Here is a 23,012-nt window from a genome sequence, read left to right on the forward strand (position 1 = left end):
TCTCGCAAACTACGGGAGGAGTCCAAAGTGCGCAAAGTTGCAATCTTTGTTGGAACTTTTTTTGTCTTGCTGCATTGGCACGAATCGATTTGCTTGGCCCAAGAGCGCGTGCGCATTGGCTGGGCGGCGATGACGGCGTCGCATACGCTGCTGTGGGTGGCGCAGGAGAAAGGGCTGTTCACTAAGCACGGGCTAATCCCTGAATCGATTTTTTTCGGCGCCGGGCCGCCGGCCATGCAGGCGCTGGTCGCTGGCGATCTCGATGCCGCCGATCCACGGTCGTTTGTCGACGGGAGCTTTGTCCAGGAGATGGAGAGTTCGGGTTTTATCAAGCAGCTAAAGCGGTAGCGAAACGCCGCGTGATGTCTAAACTCGCACCGTTTGCAGATTAGGAAGCAGTCGACTGAGGACCGATAGAAGGGTGTAGTCGACACACGCGTCGAGGATTCCTAAGACGTCGTCCAGGTTTTTAGTTTCTGACTGTCGTGACGACACAATCTGGAGCTCATTCAATGAAAGTAAACCGCCTCGCCGGTTTGTTGTTGTTGCTTTCGATCATCATTCCGTCTTTTGAAATCCACTCCCAATCATCCCCGGCAATTGAATTGTTCTCGCCGGAGAATACCGTCAAAGATGTCCGCCAGGTTTCTGTTAGATTCACTGAGCCGATGGTGCCGTTTGGTGCGCCCAATGTCGCAACGGAAATCTTCGACATTTCCTGTTCCGAGAAGGGCGCGGCGCGCTGGGCGGACGAACGAAATTGGATTTACGATTTCGATCGCGATCTGCCCGCCGGGGTGCGCTGCGAGTTTCGGCTCAAGCGCGGCATCAAAGCGCTGTCTGGCCGTGAGTTGGGTGGAACGCAGAACTATGCGTTTTCTACTGGCGGACCGGCCGTTCGCCAATCGTTTCCCTACGAAGGCGATAACACCATCGACGAAGAGCAAATCTTTGTCCTCCAGCTCGACGCCGAAGCGACCGACGATTCGATAGCCAACAGCGTCACGTTTTCCGTCGAAGGTCTAGTCGAGCGCGTCGGCGCGCGGGTTATCACTGGCCGGCAGCGCGCCGACCTGCTCAAAGCCAAATATCCGCGCGGGCTGCCCGCCGATACACCGATCGTTCTTGTCCAAGCTCGGCAGCGTTTTCCCGCCGATAGCAAAATCAGTCTAGTTTGGGGCAAAGGCGTGCGCTCGAAGAGCGGTGTGGCCACCGACAGCGAACAAATCTTGCCGTTCAAAACGCGCCCGGCGTTTAATGTGACCTTTCGCTGCCAGCGGGAGAATCCACAAGCCAATTGTATTCCGCTCTTGCCGATGACGTTGGGCTACGGCGCGCCGGTGGCGCGCGCCCGGGCGCTGCAAGCAGTCTTGCGCAGCGGCAATCGCAGTTGGCGCGCCGAGACCGGCAGCGCAGATAGTAAGGACGAGTTTCTCCAGTCGATCACTTTCAAAGGCCCGTTTCCCGAGAAGGCGAGCTTCTCGGTCGAAATTCCCAAAGATCTCGTCGACGACGCCGGACGGCGGCCGATCAACCTCGACAAATTTCCTCTGGCCGTGCGCACCGACGAGTATCCGCCGCTGGCGAAATTTGCCGCGCGCTTTGGCATCATTGAACTGAACGCCGAGCCGGCACTGCCGGTGACGCTGCGCAATATCGAAGCGCCGGCAAACGCGACAATGCTCCAGCCCGGGCGTCCGATACAGGAAAATTTGGCTGGCCAGACTCTCAAAGTTTCTTCGACCCATCTGGGTGAAGTCATCGCCTGGCTGCGCCGGGTCGAATTGGCCAAGCGAGAGAATTCGATCTTCAGCGCCAAGCCGAAGGAGATCAAAGAGTTTAAGATTCCCAAATTGCGCGACAGCAAATCTTTTGAAGTCGTCGGTATTCCGCTCAAAGAGCCGGGGTTTTACGTCGTGGAAATCGCCAGCGAGCTGCTCGGCGGCGCGCTTATCGGCAAAGGCTCGACCCTGTACGTGCCGGCGGCGGCGTTGGTGACAAACCTATCCGTCCACTTCAAATGGGGCCATGAATCTTCGCTGGTTTGGGTGACCTCGCTCGATCGCGCCCGGCCGGTGGCCAATGCGCAGATTCAAATTACCAACTGCTCGGGCAACGTGATCTGGAGCGGCACGTCCGACGCCAACGGCATCGCGCGGGTCAGCAAGATCCCCACGCCAGGCAACGCACCGAATTGCGGTGCGGTGCGCTACGGCCACGGGCTTTTTGTTTTCGCCAGCGCTGGCAACGATCTGAGCTTCATTCACTCGAGTTGGGACGACGGCATCGAGCCGTGGCGCTTTCAGCTGCCGACCGAATATCAGCCGTCGCCAATGAGCGCGCATACGATTCTCGACCGCGCTTTGTTCCGCGTCGGCGAAACCGTGCGCATGAAACATCTGATCCGCAACCGTGTGATGGCTGGCTTTGCTGCGACGGCGGCGAACCAACGCCCCACGTCTTTAACCATTGAGCACGTCGGCAGCGATCAGAAATATCAGGCACCGCTCAAATGGGATCAACGCGGCAACGCGGAATCGAGCTGGGCGATTCCCAAAGATGCCAAGCTCGGCACTTATCAGATGCGGCTCGCCAGCGGCACGAGCCAGCTTTTCACCGGCGAATTTCGCGTCGAAGAGTTTCGCCTGCCGGCGATGAAGGCGACGATTCAGACGCCAAATCAGCCCTTAGTCGCGCCGGCGCAGGTGCCGTTCGATTTGACCGTGCGCTACCTGGCCGGCGGCGGCGCGGCGCATCAATCGGTCAAGGTGCGCAGCCGCCTCGAAGAGAAGAAAATCACTTTATTCGACGACTATGACGGTTTTGTCTTTGCCAACGGTGTAGTCAAAGAAGGCGTCGCGCGCCGCAGCGGCGACGAAGAATTCTATCCCGGCGAAGGCTTCAGCGACGCGGCTCAAGGCGACGACAAAAGCAATGTGGATAAGGCGCGCATCCACGTGGTCGACTTGAAGCTCGACAAGTCGGGCACCGCGCGCACGGCGATCGGCAAGCTGCCGGCGATCACCAAACCGATGGAGATGCTGGCTGAGCTGGAGTTCAATGATCCGAGCGGTCAAGTTCAGACCGTGTCGACACGGGTGCCGCTGTGGCCCACCGATCGCATGGCCGGAATTAAGCCAGATTCGTGGGCGCTCTCGAAAGAGCGCCTGAAGTTTCAAGTCGTCGTTCTCGACCTGAATGGCAAAGCCGCGGCGGGCGCACCGGTGCGCGTCGAGCTTTTCGAGAGGCAAACCTACGCCCATCGCAAACGCTTGGTCGGCGGCCTCTACGCTTACGAGCAAGTCGAAGAAATCAAAAAGCATAGGCAAATCTGCAGCGGCAAAAGCGACGGGCGAGGTTTGGTGATTTGTGAAACCAAATCGCCGGTGGCCGGCAACGTGATCCTGCAGGCTTACGCGACCGACACGCAAGGGCGCGACGCGACGGCTAACAATGACGTGTGGGTTGGCGGTAGCGATCAATGGTGGTTCGCCCAGGGCGATCACGATCGCATGGATTTGCTCCCCGAGCGCAAGCGCTATCAGCCCAATGAGACGGCGCGCTTGCAAGTGCGCATGCCGTTCAAACAAGCGACCGCGCTCGTCACCATCGAGCGCGAAGGTGTGATCGACGCGATCGTGAAAGAGTTGTCGGGCAATGAGCCGGTGATCGAGCTGCCGCTCAAAGGCAGCTACGCGCTCAATGTTTTCGTCTCGGTATTGGCGGTGCGCGGCCGCAGCGGCGAAGTGCAGCCGACGGCGACCATTGATCTCGGCCGGCCGGCCTACAAGCTCGGCATCGCCGAGATCAACGTCAACTGGCGCGCCCATGAATTGAAAGTCACCGTCACACCGGAGCGGCAAGTCTTCAAAGTGCGCGACAAAGCGCGCGTGAAGATCGTCGCCGCGCGCGCCGACGGCGGCAAACCGCCGGCGGGCAGCGAAGTCGCAGTGGCTGCGGTCGACGAAGCCTTGCTGGAGCTCATGCCCAACAAGAGCTGGGACCTGTTGACGGCGATGATGGGGCGGCGCAGTTACGGCGTCTTTACCTCGACGGCGCAGATGCAGGTGATCGGCCGGCGCCACTTCGGTTTGAAAGCCCTGCCGGCTGGCGGTGGTGGCGGTAAGATGATTACGCGTGAGTTGTTCGACACGCTGCTCTTCTGGCGCGCCGGGGTGGAGCTCGACGCCAACGGCGAAGCGACGGTGGAAATTCCGCTCAACGATTCACTGAGCAGTTTTCGCATCGCCGCGGTGGCGAGCGGGGGCGTCGACATGTTCGGCAGTGGCATGGCAAGCATCCGCACGATGCAGGAGCTGATGCTGTTCTCCGGCATTGCGCCGCTGGTGCGCGAGGGTGACAAGCTGCGCTCGGAATTCACCGTGCGCAACGCCAGCGAGCGCGACATGCAGGTGCAAACCGAAGCCCGCGTGCGCGGCCTCGACAGCAAACCGAAGGTGGTGAATCTCAAGCTCGCGCCCGGCGAAGCCAAGGAAATCGGTTGGGACGTGCAGGTGCCGGTGGGCGCCAATTCGCTCACCTATGAAGTAGCGGCCAACGAGGCGGGAGGCGCAGGCGACCGCTTGCGTGTGCAACAGAAAGCCGTCGCCGCGGTGCCGCTGCGAACTTATCAGGCGACGGTCAAGCAGTTGGACAAAGATTTCGCCCTGACGGTGGAGCGACCCAAAGAAGCTGTCGTCGGACGGGGCGGTGTCAATGTCCTATTTCGCCCCAAGATCGCCGACAGCTTGGCCGGCGTCACCGACTATATGAGCCGCTATCCCTATAGCTGCATGGAGCAGCGCACGTCCATCGCCGTGGCGCTGCGCGATGAGAAATCTTGGCGCGCCAACATGGAGGCGTTGCCGTCTTACCTGGACAGCGACGGCATGGTGAAGTTTTTCCCGCTGATGGAACAGGGCAGCGAGGTGTTGACGAGTTATCTCCTCGCGATCGCCCATGAAGCGAGCTGGGAGATTGCGGCGCCCGAGAAGACGCGCATGGAAAATGCTTTGGCGCAGTTCGTCCAGGGAAAATTGATTCGCCGTGGCGCGCTGCCGACGGCAGACTTGGCGATTCGCAAAATGCAGGCGCTAGATGCGCTGTCGCGTTGGGGCAAGGCGGACAAACAATGGCTTACAGCGATGAGCGTCGATGCGAACCTTTGGCCGACCTCCGGTGTGATCGATTGGTATAACGTTTTGCAACGCATGAAAGATATTCCCAACCGCGAGCAACGGTTGAAACAAGCCGAGCAGGTGCTACGCTCACGATTAAACTTTCAAGGCACGGCGCTGAATTTTTCCACCGAAAAAACCGATGGGCTCTGGTGGCTTTTGGCCAGCGGCGATCAAAACGCCACGCGGTTGATACTGACGTTTCTGGCCGCGGAAAATTGGCAGGCCGACATGCCGCGCCTGGCCCAAGGCGCGTTGTTGCGTCAGAGGCGCGGTGCTTGGGATACGACCCTGGCCAATGCTTGGGGCGTGCTCGCTTTCGAAAAGTTTTCCCAGCGCTTCGAACGCGTTGCGGTTTCCGGCAATAGCGCAACTCAGCTCGGTGCGCGCAACGAGAAGTTTGACTGGAGCACGGAACCAAAAGGCAAAATGGTTTCGCTCCCATGGCCAAACGGCAAAGATACGGTCAGCGTCAACCACAACGGTGCGGGCAAACCATGGATTACGGTGCAGAGCACCGCGGCGATTCCGCTCAAGCAGCCGCTATCGAGCGGATTCAAAATCAGCAAGCGCTGGGCGCCGGTGGAGCGCAAACAGGCCGGCCGCTTTAGCAAGGGAGACATCCTCCGCGTCACGCTCGATCTCGAAGCGCAGAACGACATGACTTGGGTGGCGGTCGACGATGCGATTCCCGCCGGCGCGACGATTCTCGGCAGCGGGTTGGGCGGCGATTCCGTACTGGCTCAGCGGGGTGAGAAGCAAAAGGGCTGGGTCTGGATCGCGTTTCAGGAGCGCTCTTTTGAAGGGCTGCGGACCTACTATCAGTACGTGCCGAAGGGAAAGTGGACTTTGGAATACACCGTGCGGCTAAATCAGACCGGAACGTTTCAACTGCCGACGACGCGTGTCGAGGCGATGTACGCGCCGGAGATGTTCGGCGAGCTGCCGCAGGCGGCAATGACGGTGTACCCGTAGGGTGACAGCTGGCAAACTCCACGATGAGAAGCAGAGTCTACAGAAGCGGGCGCCCAACTTCCCCCTTTGAAAAAGGGGGGTTCGCGAAATCCGTTTTTCTCCTGGTAGGGTTTGTCTTGCTCACCATGGTTGCGCAGGGGGACATGACCCACGCCGCCATCCCCACCTTTGCCAAAGTCAAAGCGGAGCGGACGAGCTCCAAGGCCACCCTGCTGGATCGCCACGGCGAAGTCATCCAGGAGCTGCGCGTCGACCCCTTTGGGCGCCGACTCGAATGGAAAACTCTGCGCGAAATATCGCCGGCGCTGCAGGACGCGGTGATTCAATCTGAAGACCGTCGCTTTTACGATCACGGCGGTGTCGATTGGCGCGCCTTGGGTTACGCATTCGCGACCAACTGGATGTCAGCGCGCCAGCGCGGCGCCAGCACCATCACCATGCAACTGGCGTCGCTGGTAGAAGAGTGGCGCAGCGGCCGGGCGCGGCGCGGCTGGCGCGAGAAATGGCAGCAAATCCAAAAAGCGCGCGAGATCGAACAAAGCTGGAGCAAGGCGCAAATTCTCGAAGCCTATCTCAACTTGGTGAGCTTTCGCGGTGAGCTGCAAGGCGTGGCTGCCGCGGCCCGCGGATTGTTTGAGAAGGAGCCACACGGCCTGACCGACCATGACGCATGGATTTTGGCGGTGCTGATCCGGTCTCCGAATGCACCATTAGAAAAAGTCGCCGAGCGCGCCTGTAGTCTAGGCCATTCGCTAAAATACTTTGAGAGCTGCGAAGGCGTTAACGCGAGCACGCAGGCGGCGTTGGCGTTGCGCTTTGCGATCAAGCCCAGCGAAAATCTCGCGCCCCACGTCGCCGAGCAACTTCTTAAGCCGATGCGTCGTTCGCCCGAGCAAAAGATTACCTCGGTCAACTCGACACTGGACGGACAGTTGCAGCGTTTCACGATCGATGTGTTGCGCGAGCATTTGCTCGCTCTGAAAGCGCAGAACGTCAAAGACGGCGCGGTGCTGGTAGCCGATAACAAAACCGGTGAGGTGTTGGCTTACGTTGGCAACAGCGGCGTCGATTCGAGCGCCCGCTTTGTCGACGGCGTGCGCGCGCCGCGTCAGGCGGGTTCGACGCTAAAGCCGTTCCTCTATGCGCTGGCCTTCGAGCGCAGGCTTTGACGCCGGCGTCGCAATTGGATGACAGCGCCATGGACATCACCGATGCGCGCGGCATTTACCGGCCAAAAAATTATGACGAACGCTATCATGGCCTGGTTTCCGTAAGACTGGCACTGGCATCGTCACTCAACATTCCCGCTGTCAGAACGCTTGGGCTGGTTGGCAATGAAAATTTCCTGCGCAAACTACGCGAGCTAGGGTTTGGCGGTCTCAAAGAAGACGGCGAGTTTTACGGTCCTTCGCTGGCGTTGGGATCAGCCGAGGTGAGTCTGTGGAATCTGGTGAATGCCTATCGCGCTCTCGCCAACGGCGGGGTCTGGAGCGACAGCGGTTTTGCGCAGGCGCAGAAGCACAACGCGCGCTTAGCGTTTTCACCGGAGAGCGCATTTCTCATCGGTAGCATTCTTTCCGATCGCGAAAGTCGCAGCCTTACGTTTGGGTTTGAAGGACCGCTAGCCACGCGTTTCTGGACTGCCGTGAAAACTGGCACGAGCAAGGACATGCACGACAACTGGTGCATTGGTTTTTCGAGCCGCTACACGGTCGGAGTCTGGGTGGGCAATTTCTCCGGCGCGCCGATGTGGAACGTCAGCGGCATGAGCGGCGCGGCGCCCATCTGGCTGGAAGTGATGAATTGGCTGCACCGTAGCGAGCCGAGTGAAGCGCCAATGCCACCCAAGGGTGTGCGCAGTCTGAACGTGGTTGCGGAAAACGGCAAACAATCGCGCATCGAATGGTTTATCGATGGTACGGAACCTTCCATCGCCACGACAACCGCCCAAGCGCGGCAGCTCCATCCGAAAATCGTCTATCCCGTCGATGGCACTGCCATGGCGCTCGACCCCGATATTCCCAGCGAACGGCAGAAAATATTCTTCGATGCCAAGCCTGCCGACCCGCGCCTGCGCTGGATGCTCAACGGCAAGACGATCGGCAATGCCGGCAAACCTATCTCTTGGCAGGCGCAACCCGGCGGCTACTCCCTCGCTCTGGTTGATCCAGAGGATCGCGTCGTCGACCGTGTCACCTTCTCTGTGAAAGGGCGCCGCGAAGACGGTGTTTTTTTTACGCCGGCTTTTCCCTAAGATACAGAATCGTTGCTTGACAACTTTTTCGTTCCTTGAAAGGATCGCGAAATTGCCGGGCGCAATTTCGCCCCAAAGCTGCGGACATGGCTAACAATCAAGCGAACATTGATCCCATCACGCTCGAAGTCATCCGTCATGGCATCATCTCGATCTGCGATCAGATCGACGCCAACATGACGCGCACGGCGTTTAGTCCGTATATCTACGAGTACAAAGATTACGCCGTCGGCTTCGTCGGCGCGAACGGTGAATTACTGGCGCAGTCCACCGGCGGCATGCCAGTGTTTGTCGCGGATTCGGTTGGCGCGGCGGTGAAAGATGGGTTGGAAATCTACGGTCGGAAAAATATCCACAAAGGCGATGTCATCGTCTGCAATCACGCCGCGGTACAGGGCCAGCACCTAAACAACACCGTCATGTACACGCCGGTGTTCGCCGGGCCCAGCGGCAGCGACCTGATCGGCTTTTTTTCCATCAACTGCCACTGGATCGACATCGGCGGCTCGGCGATCGGCTCCGTGTCTTATTCCTCCACCGATATTTTCATGGAGGGCTTGCAGCTGCGCTCGATCAAGATCTGGTCCAAGGGCGAGCCCATCGAAGAAGTCTATCGGATCATCGAAAACAACACGCGCTTTCCGCTGGAATTGCTCGGTGACATCGAAGCGCAGCTTGGCGGCTGCCTGTTGGGCCGCGACCTGACGCAAGTGATGGCCGACAAGTACAGCCCGGAGATTTTTCTTAGCGCGCTGGCGATCATCCTCGATCAATGCGAGGCGGCGACCCGGGAGAAAATCCGCGCCATTCCCGACGGCGTCTATCAGCACGAAGCCTTTCTCGACAACGACGGCGTGCGCGACGAGAAAATTCCCATCCGCGTCAAAGTCATCGTCGCCGGCGATGAGCTGACGGTTGATTTCTCAGAAATGTCCCCGCAGGTGAAGGGCTGCGTGAACTCCGGTTTCTTTGGCGGCGGCCGCACCTGCGTGCGCGTGGCGTTTAAGTATTTGATTGCCACCGATGAGCCCGCCAATGAAGGAACCTTTCGTCCCGTAAAAATGATTTTGCCCGAAGGCAAACTGATCAGCGCCGAGGCGACCGCGGCGATGGGGTTGTATAGCATTCCATTTCCGACGGTGATCGATTGCATCATCAAAGCGCTGGAGCCGGCGCTGCCCGAGCGCGTCACCGGCGCGCACTTCGGCACGTTTTCGTCCCTGAGTTTTGGCGGGCGCCGCACCGACACGGGAGCCTATTTCAAAGCCAACGACAGCGGCCACGGCGGTTGGGGCGCCTGCGCGACCCACGACGGCGCGGGGCCGTTTCGCACCATGGCTCATGGCGACACCAGATTGATTCCGATTGAATTGCAGGAGTCGATGTATCCGTTTCGTGTCGAGGAATTTCGCCTGCGCCAGGACTCCGGCGGCGCGGGTCTTTGGCGCGGCGGGTTGGGATTCGACAAACAATATGTGCTGCTTGCGGCGGCTGAACTATGGGCCAACTTCGACCGCATCGGCTGCCCACCCTGGGGCGTGCAAGGCGGCAAGGCAGGAAAATCAGGCCAGGTGTTAGTCTACAAAAACGGCAACTCAGAACCCGAGCTGCTTTACAAAACCGAGAACTGCCCGCTTCAAGCTGGCGACCGCGTGCGCATGTCCACCGGCGGTGGCGGCGGCTACGGCGATCCGCGCAAGCGGCCAACCGAGCTCGTCGCCCGCGACGTGACGCGCGGCTTTGTCTCCCGCGAAAGCGCTGAGAAAGATTACGGCGTCAGCTGCGATACCAACGGGAGTGCGCGCCGTCTCTAACGTTTCGAGTTTCGCGTCTCGCGTTTCGGGTTGAACACGAAACCCGTAACACGAGACCCGAAACAGGAGTTCTTCTTAAGTGTCTTACGCCATCGCCGTCGACATCGGCGGCACTTTTACTGACCTGGTCGCCTTCGACCACGCGACCCAAAAAGTTCTTTACTCGAAGAGTCCGACCACCTACGACAATCTCGTCGACGGCATTCTCGACTGTTTTAACAAAGCCAAAATCAAACCGGCAGAAGCGTCGTTGGTCAATCACGGCACGACGCTGGTCATCAATTCGCTGATCCAGCGCAAAGGCGCGAAGACCGCGCTGGTTACGACCCAAGGCTTTCGCGATATCTTGGAAATCGCCCGTGGCAATCGGCCCGATCCCTTCGATCTTCATTATATCCGAGACGAGCCGCTGATTGCTCGCGAGCTGCGCCTCGAAGTTCCCGAGCGCATGGGCAGCAAAGGCGATGTCGTCACGCCGCTCGATCTAAAAGCGCTGGAAAAACTCGCGCAGGAAATTAAGAAACTCGGCGTCGAGTCAGTGGCGATTTTTTTCATGAACTCCTACATCAACCCGGCGCATGAAGAAGCGGCTGCCGCGGCGCTAAAGGAGTTGCTCTCGGGAATTTACGTCACGTTCAGCACCGACCTCACGCGCGAGTGGTACGAATACGAGCGCTGCTCGACGGTAGCGGCCAACGCTTACGTCGGACCGCAAGTCAGCACTTATATTCGCCGCCTCGACGACGATCTCAAGAAACAAGATTTCCCTGGCACGCTCTTCATGATGGGCTCCAACGGCGGTTTGCTCTCCGCCGAGCGCACCTGCCGCCAGCCCATCGGCCTGGTCGAGTCCGGCCCCATCGGCGGCTGCATCGGCGCCGGCGCCTATGCGGAAAAACTTGGTTTCAAAAACGTCGTCGCCTTCGACATGGGCGGCACGACGGCGAAATGTGCCCTGGTCGAAAACGGCCGCTACACGGTCAACTCGCTTTACTACGCCAACGGCTACGTCAAAGGCTTTCCGATCAAATCGGCGGTCATCGACATCGTCGAGGTCGGCTCCGGCGGCGGATCCATCGCCTGGCTAGATTCACAGAAGCGTTTGCACGTCGGCCCGCAGAGCGCCGGCTCGACGCCAGGCCCCGTCTGCTACGGCCGCGGCGGCACGGAGCCGACGGTGACCGACGCCAATCTGGTGCTCGGTAGATTGAATCCTGCTAATTTTCTCGGCGGTGAAATGCCGCTCGATATCGCGGCGGCCAGACGAGCGGTGAGCGAACGCGTCGCCGCGCCGCTCGGCTACACGGGCGATGACGGCATGATCAAGATGGCCGACGGCATTATCTCGATTGCCACGGTGATCATGGCCGGCGCGATTAGAAAGATCTCCGTCGAGCATGGCCTTGACCCGCGCGATTTTATTCTCTTCAGCTACGGCGGCGGCGGACCGCTGCACTCCTGCGCGCTGGCCCACGAGCTGTCGATCCCGACAGTCGTGATTCCCCCTGAGCCGGGAAATTTTTCCGCCATCGGCATGCTGATCGCCGACGCGCGCATCGACACGTCGAAGACCTTCACGGGAATATTGAACGATAAGACCGTGCCGGAGATGGCGCAGATGTACAGCGCCATGGAGCAGGAAGCTGCCAAAGATCTAGCGAAAGAATTTGGCACCAGCGAAGTTTTCTTCGAGCACTACGCCGAGATGCGCTACCGCGGCCAGCGTCACAATATCAAAGTGCCGGTCACAGGATTGAAAACCGCCGAGGAAATCCGCACCGCTTTCGAGCGCGACTACAAACGGCGCTATGGCCACGCCGACGCCAAAGCGCCGGCAGAGTTCCAGGCGCTGCACCTGTCGGCGTTTGCCAAACTAAAGCAACCGGAAATCGCGCGGCTGCCGCGCGCTGCGGTGAAAGCGCAAGCAGCGCAGACACGGAAAATCTATATCGGCAACGCCGGCGGCTGGATCGATGCAGAGATTTATCATCGCGACGCGTTGGAGCCGGGGTTCAAAGCCGCCGGCCCGGCGGTGATAGAAGAATGCGGTTCCACGACGGTGGTGTGGCCGGGAGATAGGTTTGAAATCGGCGCGCTGCACGAGATCAAAATCAACTGCAGCGCGATTTGAATGTTTCCAATTTCTTCCCCCGCCTCGCGGGAAGATTGAGATGGGGGCGCTAGATCCATGAAATCCTTCTGCTCGATATTCTAACTTCCGTCACCTGAAATAGTATCTAAGGGGCCACGTCGCCACAACTCCAGGGACGAAAGTTCTTCGGGATGAGTTATGATTTAACCAGTTCTTCAAACGTCGGCTCCGGCATGCCCTTCTGCCAGGTCTTATCGCGAATCTCCAGGCGGTTGCCGCTGGGATCGTGAATGTAAAGCTCGCGACCCGTGAAGTGGCCTTTGGCGCGGTACTCCAGTTCAACGACTGGCACCTTCTTTTCATGAAAAGTTTTACATGCCGCGACAAAACCATCCGGGCTGACGTTGAACGAGTGGTGCACGCGCTCCTCGACAATCGTCTTGTCTTGTGGTTTTTGCCGTTCGCAGAGAAGAATGTTGTGATCGCCGACGTTGAAGCAGGTCATCACGCCGTTGCTCAGCCGGCCCAACAATTTGAGGCCGAGCACCTCACCGTAAAATTCTTCGGATTCTTTGAGGTTGTTGACCGGGATCGACCAGTGGGTCACGCCTTCGATTTGGAAATTGCCCATAGAGCCTCCTCGTATTGGTTCGATATAGGAATTCTTACATCAATGTTGACTGATTGCGCAAATCTCACGGTGCGCACGGCGCACCCTACGAAGGGATTCGGAGGGCGGGTCTCAGACCCGCCCCTACAAATTGATTAAACTCTGCGGCCTCAGCGCCTCTGCGCGAGATATTCCGGGTCCGAATCCGCCGCTAACGCCCAACTCCACCCTCGCGGATGATTTCATCCAAAATCGACTCATCGATGAACTGCGCGGCGTTGATCGGTCGCTCGATTTTTTGCGTTGCGCGGGCGAAGTCGACAAGCAATTGATAACCTTCGGCGCGATTCTTGCCCTCGGTGCTCAGCAAATCGAGCAGTAATTTGTAGGACAGAGCCGCAACATCCTGATCCATACCGAACTCACGCGCGATCATGTTGGTGGTATCTACTCGGTTGTCGCGGATGTAGTTCATGGCGCGCAGCGACGCGCGCAAAAAGCGTTTGATCATTTGCGGTTGCTTCTTGATCTTGTCGGCGTGGACGACGAAAGCGGTGCCGGGGACATCGACGTAGTCGCGCGTCACGGCGATACGCGTGAATCCCTCTTTCTCGGCGCGCAGGCTGTGCGGCGCGCTCAGCATCGATGCGGCCAAGCTTCCCGACTTTAGAGCTGCATAGCGTTCTGGAGTGCCGCCCATGTTGAGGATGATGAAGTCTTTCTCCGGTGAGAATCCTTCTTTGGTAATGACGCGGCGCAGGAGCGTGTCGACCAAGCCACCGGGATTGAGCGAGCCGATGGAAAGTCCTTTGAGCTGGGCAAGATTGCGATACTTGGGCTGGGCGTAAAGCGCCTGGTCGACGAACGCGTTCATGCTCATCACCACGCGCAGCGGCGCGCCGGCGACAAAGGCGGTGACCGCGGTGGTGCTGCCGGTGCCGAAATCGGCGTCGCCAGTGATCAGCGCTTTGATGTCGATGCCGCCGCGCATATACACAGGATTCACATTGAGGTTTTCTTTTTGATAAAAGCCGCGCCGCACGCCGGTTTCGATGATCGGGAAGTTGGTGATCGATTTGCTGGGATAGCTGATGACGACTTTGTCTGGGGCGGATTGCGCGTTAGCGCAAACATTTACAAGGAGCAGGAATGCAAGCAGCATCAAGGGTCGCATCAGTGACTTTGACATCGGGAGCCCTCCTCTCGCGATCCGGTATAGGAGGCAACGATAGAAAAGAAAAGGGCCATGGTGTTGCCACGGCCCTCACTCTCCGCCCGTTCCTATTATTGCCTATGGCCTCTTTGAGTGAATCAACTTCCACAATTTCGGCGCGGTGTAGGGCATGTCGACGTGATCGATGCCCAGGGGCGCCAGCGCATCGGCCAGCGCGTTGGCCACTGACGGCGGGGCGCCGTTGCAGCCGCACTCGCCGACGCCTTTAACACCGAGCGGGTTGAAGGGATTAGGCGTCACCGTCTCACCTAACGTCATGGGCGGCATGTCAACTGCGCGCATGATCGCGTAGTTCATGAACGTGCCAGTCTGTACTTCTCCATTATTGCCGTAGAGCATCTGCTCGCGTGTCGCTTCGCCCAAGCCCTGGGCAACGCCGCCGTGAATCTGGCCTTCGACGATCATTGGATTGATGATCACACCGCAGTCGTCGACCATGATCAATTTCTCGATGGTGAACTTACCGGTGTCGCGATCGATGCTGACGAGGGCGATGTGTGTGCCGAAGCCCCACGCTTCGCGCTTGGGATCGAAGAAGGCGGTTTCTTGCAAACCGGTCTCCATACCCTTGGGCACGCGACCGCTGTAGGCCGCCGCGGCGATTTGCCGCCAAGTGACTTTCTTATCCGGCACACCTTTGACGGCGAAACCGCCGTCGGCTTGCACCATGTCTTCGGGCGCCGCTTCGACCAGATTGGCCGCGATTTTTTTCGCTTTGTCGATGACTCGCTGGGCAGCCGTGGCTAACGCACCGCCGCCGGTAACCGCACTGCGGCTGCCGAACGTGCCGGTGCCCTGTTGGCTGACATGCGTATCGCCGTGGAGCACGGTGATGTGGTCCATGCTGGTTTTGAGCAACTCGGCGGCGATCTGCGCCCAGGCGGTTTCGTGACCTTGGCCATGGGAGCTGGAACCTGTGAGCACCGTGATTTCGCCGGTGCGCTCTATGCGTACCGCGCCACTCTCGAAACCGGCGCCGCCGCTGGGCTCGACGAAAGTCGAGAAGCCGACGCCGACCAGCTCGCCCTTCTTGCGCCGCTCGTCGCGCTGACGGAGCAGCTCGTTGTAGTTGGACATCTTGACGGCTTCGTCGAGGGGTTTTTCGTAGTCGCCTGAATCGTATTCGACGCCAGTGCCAGTCGTATAGGGAAACTGGTTGGGTTGGATGAAATTTTTGCGGCGAATTTCTAAACGGTCCATGCCCAGCACCGCGGCGGCTTTGTCGAGCAGCCGTTCGATATTCAACACTGACTCGGGCCGGCCGGCGCCGCGATACGGGCCAGTGGGACAGGTATTGGTGAAGACCGAAACGATTTCGACGCGGCAGTCTTTGATCTGATAGCTGCCGCAGGCCATGCCCATCATGCGCTGCGGCGGACCCGCCGTGCTCGAATGCAAATAGGCACCGAGATTGGCAACGACTTTGACTTTCAGACCGAGAATCTTGCCGTCTTTTCTGAGCGCCATCTCGGAGGTCATCGCCTGGTCGCGCCCTTGGATCGTCGTGATGAAGTCTTCGCTGCGCGTGGCGATCCACTTGATCGGCCGTTTGAGTTTTAAAGCCAAATGGCAAGTAAGCACGTCTTCGCGGTACACTGGCCCTTTGCTGCCGAAGCCGCCGCCGACGTCGGGGGCGATCAAGTGAATTTTATTTTCTGGAAAATCGAGCACACCGGCGATCTCCGCGCGGGCGCGGTGCGGTCCTTGGGTTGACAACCAAACGTTCAAGGTTTTTCCGAGGGGGTCAGGGCTCGCGACGATGCCGCGTGGTTCCATCGCTAGGGCGACTTGGCGCGGGCTCGCAATGTGCATGGTGAAAATATGATCCGCGCCAGCGAACGCCCTGTCGACGTCGCCGCCGTTCTTGGTCATCGTATAGCAAATATTGCTGTCGAGCCCTTCCTGGGCCAGCGGTGCGCCGGGTTTCAGGGCTTCCTCGGCGTTCGAGATACCGGGCAGTTCTTGATACTCGACTTCGACGGCGTTGGCCGCATCCTGCGCCTGGGCGCGGGTTTGCGCGACCACGGCGGCCACTGGCACGCCGACGCAATGCACCGCTCCGCGAGCGAGCAGCGGATGGGGCGGGATCTTCATGCCCGGCAGAACCTGCGACGGCGCAAGATTTAACTTTTCGCTCAAATCATTGCCGGTGACGACTAACATCACGCCCGGCATCGCCTGCGCCTTGCTCGTGTCGATGGAAAGGATTTTTGCGTGCGGATAAGGACTGCGCTGCACGGCAAGATGCAGCATGCCGGGCAAATTGATGTCGTCGACGTAGCAGCCTTTGCCGGTGATCAGCGGCGGATCTTCGACGCGCTTGATCGACGCGCCGATGAGGCCGGTTGGGTTGTGTTCGGTCATGGTTTACCTCGTTAGAAATTCGTCTGGCGTCTAGCGTTTTGCGTCTAGCGTTTTCGGATGACGCCAAACGCCAGACGCTAGACGTTAACCCGTCCTACCGCCGCTTCGATCGCCTTACGTGCATAGACTGCTGCGACAGCGCGTTTGTACTCCGCGTCGGCGTAGCTGTCTTCCACTGGATCGGTTTCCTCGGCCGCTTTCGCGGCAGCCGCGGCGATTAATTGCGGCGTCAACGGTTTTCCTTGCAGCTCCATTTCTGTCGCCACGGCGCGCACCGGGCCGCTACCGAGACCGCCGACAAAAACGCGCGCCGATGTGCAGGCTCCCGATGCCTGGCGCGTGATCAACGCCCCGGCGCTGACGACCACATAACCTGATGCAGGATGCGGCAACTTGGCGTAGGCCGTACCGCTGCCCGAGCCGGGCAGCGGGATGCGCACTTCGGTCAATACTTCGTTCTCTTTCATCGCCGTCGTGTAGAAGTCGGTGAAAAATTCATCGGCCTTGATTGCTCGCGTGCCAGACGCAGACTGGATGGTGAAAGAAGCATTCAAAGCAGCGAGAATGACCGGCATATCCGCTGCAGGGTCTGCATGCGCGCAACTGCCGCCAATAGTCCCGCGGTTGCGCACCTGCACGTCGCCGATGACGTGAGCGGCTTCGGACAATCCAGGAACATGTTTGCGAAGTAAATCGGACGACGCCACGTCCGCGTGCACCGTAAGTGCACCAATGACCAAGTTATTTCCGTCGAGCTTGATGCCGTGCAAGGCCGGCACCGTGCCGAGGTCGATCAAAGTCTTTGGCGATGTTAAGCGCAGCTTCATCGCCGGTATCAGACTATGGCCGCCGGCAAGCAGCTTGCCGTCTTCGCCGTGCTTGGCCATTAATTGGATAGCTTCTTCGATGGAGCGAGCCGCCACGTAGCCGAAATTAGCGGGAAACATTTTTGCCTCCCATCTTCTGCGCTGCCCATTTGATCGACTCGACGATGTTCACGTAACCGGTGCAGCGGCAAAGGTTGCCCTCAAGAGCGTGCTTGATTTCGTCGTCGCTAGGATTGGGATTGGTTTCCAGTAGGTGCACCGCGGTCATGATCATCCCGGGGGTGCAGTACCCACACTGTAAGCCGTGCTTTTCTTGAAAGCCTTGCTGCACCGGGTGAAATTGCTCGCCATTGGCGAGACCTTCGATGGTTTTCACGGTGGCGCCGTTAGCTTGCACTGCGAGGATCGTGCAGGATTTCACCGCACGGCCATCGAGATGCACCGTGCAAGCGCCGCACTGGCTGGTGTCACAGCCGACGTGCGTTCCGGTAAGATTCAAATGTTCGCGTAAAAAGTAAACCAGCAGCGTGCGCGGTTCGACCGTGGCGTTGTATTGAACACCGTTGACGGTAATGCTTACCGGCACTGCGGTGTACTGTGCCTCAGCAGCCATTTCGCTATCCTCCGTTTGTGAAGCTTTGTGTTGAGTTTGCAGCCGGACTCTTCTGCGGAGCGCAGACGCCTTTGAAACAGTCAACTCGACAGTCATATAACGAGTCGGGCATCGGTCTCAAGAGACCTGCCGGGCTTGGCTTTGCCCTCGCTTGCGCTTTTCGAACTATCCAATAAAATTGGCGGCCATATGTCGAGTCACAAATCCATCATCCCACTGCACCGAATTGACCGCTCAATCCTGATGATGCGCGGGCAAAAAGTTATGTTAGACGTCGACCTCGCTAGTCTTTATGGTGTGACAACCAAGCGACTTAACCAGCAGGTAAAACGCAATCGTGCGCGCTTTCCGAGCGACTTCATGTTTCAACTGACCGCGAAAGAAAAGACTATTGATGAACAGTCGGAGAATTTTTGATGACACAAGCATTGACGGTGGCGCTGACTGGGTTATTTGTCTGGTTGTACAGCGTTGCGTGCTATGCGCAGTCGCCGCTACAAAAAATCACCCTGAGCTATTCCAGCAGCGGCATGCCTACGGTGGATTGGCTGATCGCCAAAGAGCGGCAGTTTTTCCGCGAAGAGGGCTTGGAACCATTGCTCGTGCAAATGTCAGCGAACATGGCTGTGACCGCTGGCACCACCGGCGATTTGAATGGCTTGGGCTCCATCGGCAGCGCGATCCGCGCGATTCAGCGCGGCGTGCCGCTGAGAGTTGTCTCGGTCAGTTTGCGCCGGCCGATTTTTTGGCTGGTGACGCGGCCGGAGATCCGCTCGGTCAAAGACCTCAAAGGCAAGCTGATCGGCACGGCGACGATCAACGGCAGCCAGCACATGGCGGCGCGCAGGATGCTCAGCATCGGCGGCCTCGACCCCGACAAGGACGTGACGACCATGGCCGGTGGCGACGAAGCGCGCCATTTGCAATCGATTGTCAGCAACACGCTGCAAGGCGCAGCCATCAGCCCGCCCTGGGTTTTTCTTGGGCGGGAAAAATTCAAGCTCAACGTGCTCGACACTTCCATCGATAAATACGCCAGCATTCAAAACGGCTTGGCCGTTAACACCAAGTTTCTTCAAGAACGCCCCGATCTGGTGAAAAAGATGCTGCGCGCGAAAACCAAAGCGTCGCGCTTTATCGAGCAGCATGAGCGCGAGACTGCCGAAGTGCTCGCCAAACTCTGGAACAGCGACGTTGCCATTGCCGTCGAATCGCTGCGCGCCACCAAGGCGGCGTTTACAACCACTGGAATTCCGACCGACGACGAGATCAAAGAATACCTCGCGCTCGACGCGCAAGTCCTGAAGCTACCGGAACCGGTGGCAGCCGCGCGAGTCTTTGACTTCGCCCTACAACGAGAAGTGAACAAAGAGCTGGGCATCAAATAAGTTCGCATCGCTGAATATTTCACCAAGCCTGCGCGCGATGGATAGGGCTTGCGGCCGGCGGCGCCAAGGAGCATCAAGTGGTTTCATCGATCGTACGTTTGCGGCGGCAGGAGTAGTGAGTATTGCGGAAAGGAGTCTGGTTATGAAAGCGGCAGGGGTGCTTTTACTATTGCTTTCCTTCGCTTCGGCTCACGCGCAGCAAAAAGGTTGGGAAAAGGAGTGGAACGAGGCTCTCGAAGCCGGCAAGAAGGAAGGTAAGGTCGTTGTCGCCACTTCGGCGGACCCGGTGATGCGTGAGATCGCGGCTAAGTTTAAAGCGCGCTATGGCATCACCGTGGAGCATCTTGCCGGCAGTTCCAGTCAACTTGCCGCGCGCCTGGGCACCGAGCGGCAGGCGGGTATCAACAGCGTCGATGTTTTTCTCGGCGGCGTGCAGACGGTCGCCAACGTTCTCCACGCCGAGAAAATGCTCGACCCGCTACGTCCAGCGTTGATTCTCCCCGACGTTACCGACGGGAAAAAATGGAAGCGCGGCAAGCTCTGGTTCGCCGATCCCGAGGAGCGCTACGTGCTGCGCGTCTTCAGCACGATCACGAGTTTGTTGCACATCAACACGGACCAGGTAAAGCCCGGCGAGCTCACCAAGGCAGCAGATCTATTGGCGCCGAAATGGCGCGGCAAGATCGCCAGCGAAGATATCACCGTGGCCGGCAGCGGCAGTAATACCGCGGCGCGGGTTTATCTTCAGACCAGCGAAGATTACGCCAAACGATTGTATGTCGGCCAGAACGTTCGAAGCACCCGCGAGCGGCGGCAACTCACCGATTGGTTGGCGCGCGGCACCTACCCGATCGTGTTTGGCGCGCAGAGCTCGGACGTCGATAGGATGACCAAAGAAGGGTTTTCACTCAAAGAAGTCTTAGGCTTTAGCGACATGCCGTCGGCATTGACGGGCTCGCCCTGGATGCTGACGCTGATGCAGAAAGCGCCGCATCCAGCAGCCGCGAAAATTTTTTTGAACTGGATCATTTCCAAAGAAGCGTTGGAAATCTACGCGCGCGCCGAGGGGCGGGCGACGCTGAGAACCGATATGGATGAATCTTTCGTGACCGCCGAGGAATTGCCCAAGCCCGGTGTGAACTACTTCGACACCTACGATTGGCAGTTCACCGTTAGCGAAAAGGAGAAGATTCGTCTGCGTCTCAAAGAGATTTTGGGACGCTGAGCGAGGCCGGCAATGACGATCAAGGTCCTGCTGCTTAAACCGGATAGCCAAGATCCTTCTCCGGTCGATCAATCGCTGGGCGCGCGCTTGGCCAGCGCTCATGCCGCTGAGTGCTCCGGAGTTGCCGTCGAAGAAGCGGCGTTCCGTCATGGCGATCTCGCCGATCTGGAAAAGGTTCTTTCGCGCTATCGGGGCAAAGTCTCGGCGGTGCTCGGCGCTACCAGTGTGCCGGAGTCCGCGCGCCTGGGCGAGCTTGCCGAGGCCATGGGTTTGCTTTGCTTTGTGGCAAACAATAATCCGGTCGTGTGGCAGCGCCGAAGCCAGGTTTTTCATATCGGGCTGCCGTCGTCGCAGACCGCTACGGCGGTGGCGGGACATTTACAGCGGCGCGGCTGCCGGCGCATCGCCTTGATCCACGATCAGACAGACTTCCAGCGCCGCGTTGCCGCGAACATGGAGCGCGCCATCCAGGCGCATGGCGCCGCCGCGCGGTGCTACCAAGAGCTGACCGATGCTACGTTGGCAGCCTTATCCTTAGATGGCGCCGACCTTGTGTACGTCGTTTATTCCAGCGAGGCAAAAGCACTGCCGGTGGCGCGCCGAGTTCGTTCCCGTGGCATGACCGCGCCGCTGCTGTTCGGCCGCTCGCTGATGCGCCCGAGTTTCTTGTCTAACCTCGGCGCAAATGCGGGGGAGATGTGGTTCGTCGACATGTTTTCGCGGGTCGCGCCGGACGGCGCGGCGGTGCCGCGCTTTTTCGAGACGCTCGGCCAAGCTGGCATTGCGGTGCCGACTGCCAATCATGCCTTCGGCTGGGATGGGATGGTCTTTTGTAGCGGCGCTATGGTAGCGGCCCAAGGCGACCCAGCAAAAGCCATTGCCTATTTAGAATCGGGTGTGCAGTTAAACGGCGTGACTGGCGCCTGCTCGTTCTCCGCTGAGAATCACAATGGCCGTACCGGCGCCGGTCCGACGGTTATCACCCGATGGCACGACGGCCGGTTTGAAGATGTCTGACTTTTACGACTTCGCACTCGACTGCAGGGCGTCGAGCGCTTTCTGGACTAATTTTCGTCTCAGTTCTTTTTCATCTTCCGGCGGCAACTTCGCATCGCCGGTCACGTGGACAATGCCCGTTCCTAAAACCACCCGGTTCGAGCCGACCATTTTTGCGATCGGCAACGCCGAGGTGATTTGAACCACTGGAATACCCGCTTTCTCTAGTTCCGTCGTGATCGCAGCGCCGCTGCGAGTGCTGGTTCCTCACGTCGAGGTAAGGATGACGCAGTCGACGCCCTCCTGTTTCACCTTTGCCGCCATCTCGCGGCCCAAGCGCCGCGTGTTCGATAGCGGATTGGACCGACCGCATGTCGACAGAAATTCATCGTGTAATTTGCCGATCACGCCGCTCTTTTCCATTTCACGGAGCGCGTCCAGCGGCACTAACCGATCAGGGTCCTCCTGAACGAAGCGGGTGTCGTAGCCGCCGTGGGAGACCTCATAGTCTTCGCCTTTGAGATCGTCGCGGCCGGCAACGCTGTAGGCGCCGAAATTGGTCGCCGCGGTGCCCTGGATCTTGTCCGGGTTTCCCTTCGGCACCAGTCCCCCGTCGGTGATCACCATGACTTTGGCTTTCGAGATATCCTTGACTGCCGCCGGCATCGGCACGGGCGCGAAAGAGATCGGCGACATTTCCGATTCAAACTTTTCGCCCCTCATCTTGGACAGCAGCATGTCGACCATGCGCGTGCTGGCGCGCTTCTCGACCAACTGGTCGCGCAGAAGTCCGCGCGGCAAATAACCTTCCCCCGCAGGCAGTCCAATTGGATCTTTGCCGACGAGCTTTCTGCCGATTGCTGCCATTTTGACCAGCACATCACGGGTCTTTCCCGCGTTGGTGCCGGAGTCGACGATATAAAGCCCCTCGCGATAGAGATCAACGCCCGGATTTTCCCCGCTCATCGCCGTGATCGCAGGGATCTTCAACTGGTCTTGCACTGCGGCGCAAAGCGCGCCGGCCACCATGCCGTACCTGCCCGCATCGAAACAGGGTCCGGCGGCGAAGAGGTCGGCGCCCGTGTCTTTGATCTTCAGCAAAACAGCGGCGGTGACCTCTTCCTGATGTTCAACGGCATAGTTGTCGCCACAAACAATCGTCATGACCACTTGTGCGCCATCGCCCAACAACTGTTCCATCAACTTCGCCGGTCCAACGGCACCGTCGCGGAATTCCAGCCCCACGCCGGCTTGCTCTTCCGCACCTATGCCGCCGAAAAATTGATTGAGATAGTGAATGACTTTCATTTTAACTCCGGAGGCAGAAGGCCGGAGGCAAAAGGCAATAGTAAGAAATCCAAATTCCCTGTCCGGCTATTGCCTATTGCCTATTGCCTATTGCCTATTGCCCAATGCCTATTGCCCAATGCCTATTGCCCAATG

At 58.8% G+C, this 23,012-nt stretch carries 15 protein-coding genes and 1 pseudogene; 9 read left to right on the top strand and 7 right to left on the bottom strand.

Annotated features, from left to right (window positions below; all coding sequences use genetic code 11):
- The first annotated feature begins 27 nt into the window (after window positions 1–27).
- The 5 genes and pseudogenes from FJ145_01090 (at window position 28) to FJ145_01110 (ending at window position 12,351) form a co-directional block, all read left to right on the top strand.
- On the top strand, window positions 28–348 hold the full coding sequence (locus FJ145_01090; protein ID MBM4260018.1) for a hypothetical protein: 321 nt from the start codon (window positions 28–30) through the stop codon (window positions 346–348).
- A 164-nt stretch (window positions 349–512) separates the two neighbouring features.
- Window positions 513–6,152, top strand: a complete 5,640-nt coding sequence (locus tag FJ145_01095; protein MBM4260019.1) for an alpha-2-macroglobulin — start codon at window positions 513–515, stop codon at window positions 6,150–6,152.
- Window positions 6,153–6,277: 125 nt separating this feature from the next.
- A pseudogene (pbpC, locus tag FJ145_01100) lies at window positions 6,278–8,406 on the top strand (penicillin-binding protein 1C).
- Window positions 8,407–8,492: 86 nt separating this feature from the next.
- Window positions 8,493–10,220: a hydantoinase B/oxoprolinase family protein gene (locus FJ145_01105; protein ID MBM4260020.1), complete on the top strand. Its 1,728-nt coding sequence runs from the start codon at window positions 8,493–8,495 to the stop codon at window positions 10,218–10,220.
- A 79-nt stretch (window positions 10,221–10,299) separates the two neighbouring features.
- Window positions 10,300–12,351 (top strand): hydantoinase/oxoprolinase family protein, encoded by a 2,052-nt coding sequence (locus FJ145_01110; protein MBM4260021.1) that lies wholly within the window; start codon window positions 10,300–10,302, stop codon window positions 12,349–12,351.
- Window positions 12,352–12,508: 157 nt separating this feature from the next.
- Here FJ145_01110 and FJ145_01115 read toward each other — a convergent pair whose 3' ends face one another.
- The 5 genes from FJ145_01115 to FJ145_01135 form a co-directional block, all read right to left on the bottom strand.
- Window positions 12,509–12,943, bottom strand: coding sequence for a VOC family protein (locus FJ145_01115; protein ID MBM4260022.1), 435 nt, complete (start codon window positions 12,941–12,943; stop codon window positions 12,509–12,511).
- A gap of 190 nt (window positions 12,944–13,133) precedes the next feature.
- Window positions 13,134–14,111 (bottom strand): ABC transporter substrate-binding protein, encoded by a 978-nt coding sequence (locus FJ145_01120; GenBank protein MBM4260023.1) that lies wholly within the window; start codon window positions 14,109–14,111, stop codon window positions 13,134–13,136.
- Between the two features lie 102 nt (window positions 14,112–14,213).
- Window positions 14,214–16,520: a xanthine dehydrogenase family protein molybdopterin-binding subunit gene (locus FJ145_01125; protein ID MBM4260024.1), complete on the bottom strand. Its 2,307-nt coding sequence runs from the start codon at window positions 16,518–16,520 to the stop codon at window positions 14,214–14,216.
- 77 nt (window positions 16,521–16,597) lie between these two features.
- Window positions 16,598–17,467, bottom strand: coding sequence for a xanthine dehydrogenase family protein subunit M (locus FJ145_01130; GenBank protein MBM4260025.1), 870 nt, complete (start codon window positions 17,465–17,467; stop codon window positions 16,598–16,600).
- On the bottom strand, window positions 17,454–17,960 hold the full coding sequence (locus tag FJ145_01135) for a (2Fe-2S)-binding protein (GenBank protein ID MBM4260026.1): 507 nt from the start codon (window positions 17,958–17,960) through the stop codon (window positions 17,454–17,456). Before FJ145_01135 ends, FJ145_01130 begins: the two co-directional genes overlap by 14 nt.
- Before the next feature lie 189 nt (window positions 17,961–18,149).
- Between FJ145_01135 and FJ145_01140 the strand changes: the two genes are divergently transcribed.
- The 4 genes from FJ145_01140 to FJ145_01155 are packed head-to-tail and all read left to right on the top strand — an operon-like array spanning window position 18,150 to window position 21,590.
- Window positions 18,150–18,377 (top strand): ORF6N domain-containing protein, encoded by a 228-nt coding sequence (locus FJ145_01140; protein ID MBM4260027.1) that lies wholly within the window; start codon window positions 18,150–18,152, stop codon window positions 18,375–18,377.
- Window positions 18,377–19,348 (top strand): ABC transporter substrate-binding protein, encoded by a 972-nt coding sequence (locus FJ145_01145; GenBank protein MBM4260028.1) that lies wholly within the window; start codon window positions 18,377–18,379, stop codon window positions 19,346–19,348. The genes FJ145_01140 and FJ145_01145 overlap by 1 nt, the downstream gene beginning before the upstream one ends.
- A gap of 37 nt (window positions 19,349–19,385) precedes the next feature.
- A complete protein-coding gene (locus tag FJ145_01150; GenBank protein MBM4260029.1) occupies window positions 19,386–20,573 on the top strand; it encodes an extracellular solute-binding protein in 1,188 nt (395 codons plus the stop codon).
- 12 nt (window positions 20,574–20,585) lie between these two features.
- Window positions 20,586–21,590, top strand: a complete 1,005-nt coding sequence (locus FJ145_01155; protein MBM4260030.1) for an amino acid ABC transporter substrate-binding protein — start codon at window positions 20,586–20,588, stop codon at window positions 21,588–21,590.
- Between the two features lie 3 nt (window positions 21,591–21,593).
- Here FJ145_01155 and FJ145_01160 read toward each other — a convergent pair whose 3' ends face one another.
- Together FJ145_01160 and FJ145_01165 are read right to left on the bottom strand one after the other, a co-directional pair.
- The gene (locus FJ145_01160) at window positions 21,594–21,809 is read right to left on the bottom strand and encodes a hypothetical protein (protein ID MBM4260031.1); all 216 of its coding nucleotides are present in this window, start codon (window positions 21,807–21,809) and stop codon (window positions 21,594–21,596) included.
- Between the two features lie 27 nt (window positions 21,810–21,836).
- Entirely contained in the window at window positions 21,837–22,916 is a 1,080-nt protein-coding gene (locus FJ145_01165; GenBank protein MBM4260032.1) for a glycine/betaine/sarcosine/D-proline family reductase selenoprotein B, read from the bottom strand.
- Window positions 22,917–23,012 lie beyond the last annotated feature (96 nt).

It is taken from the genome of Deltaproteobacteria bacterium (genome assembly GCA_016874755.1).
GTDB lineage: Bacteria > Desulfobacterota > Binatia > UBA9968 > UBA9968 > DP-20.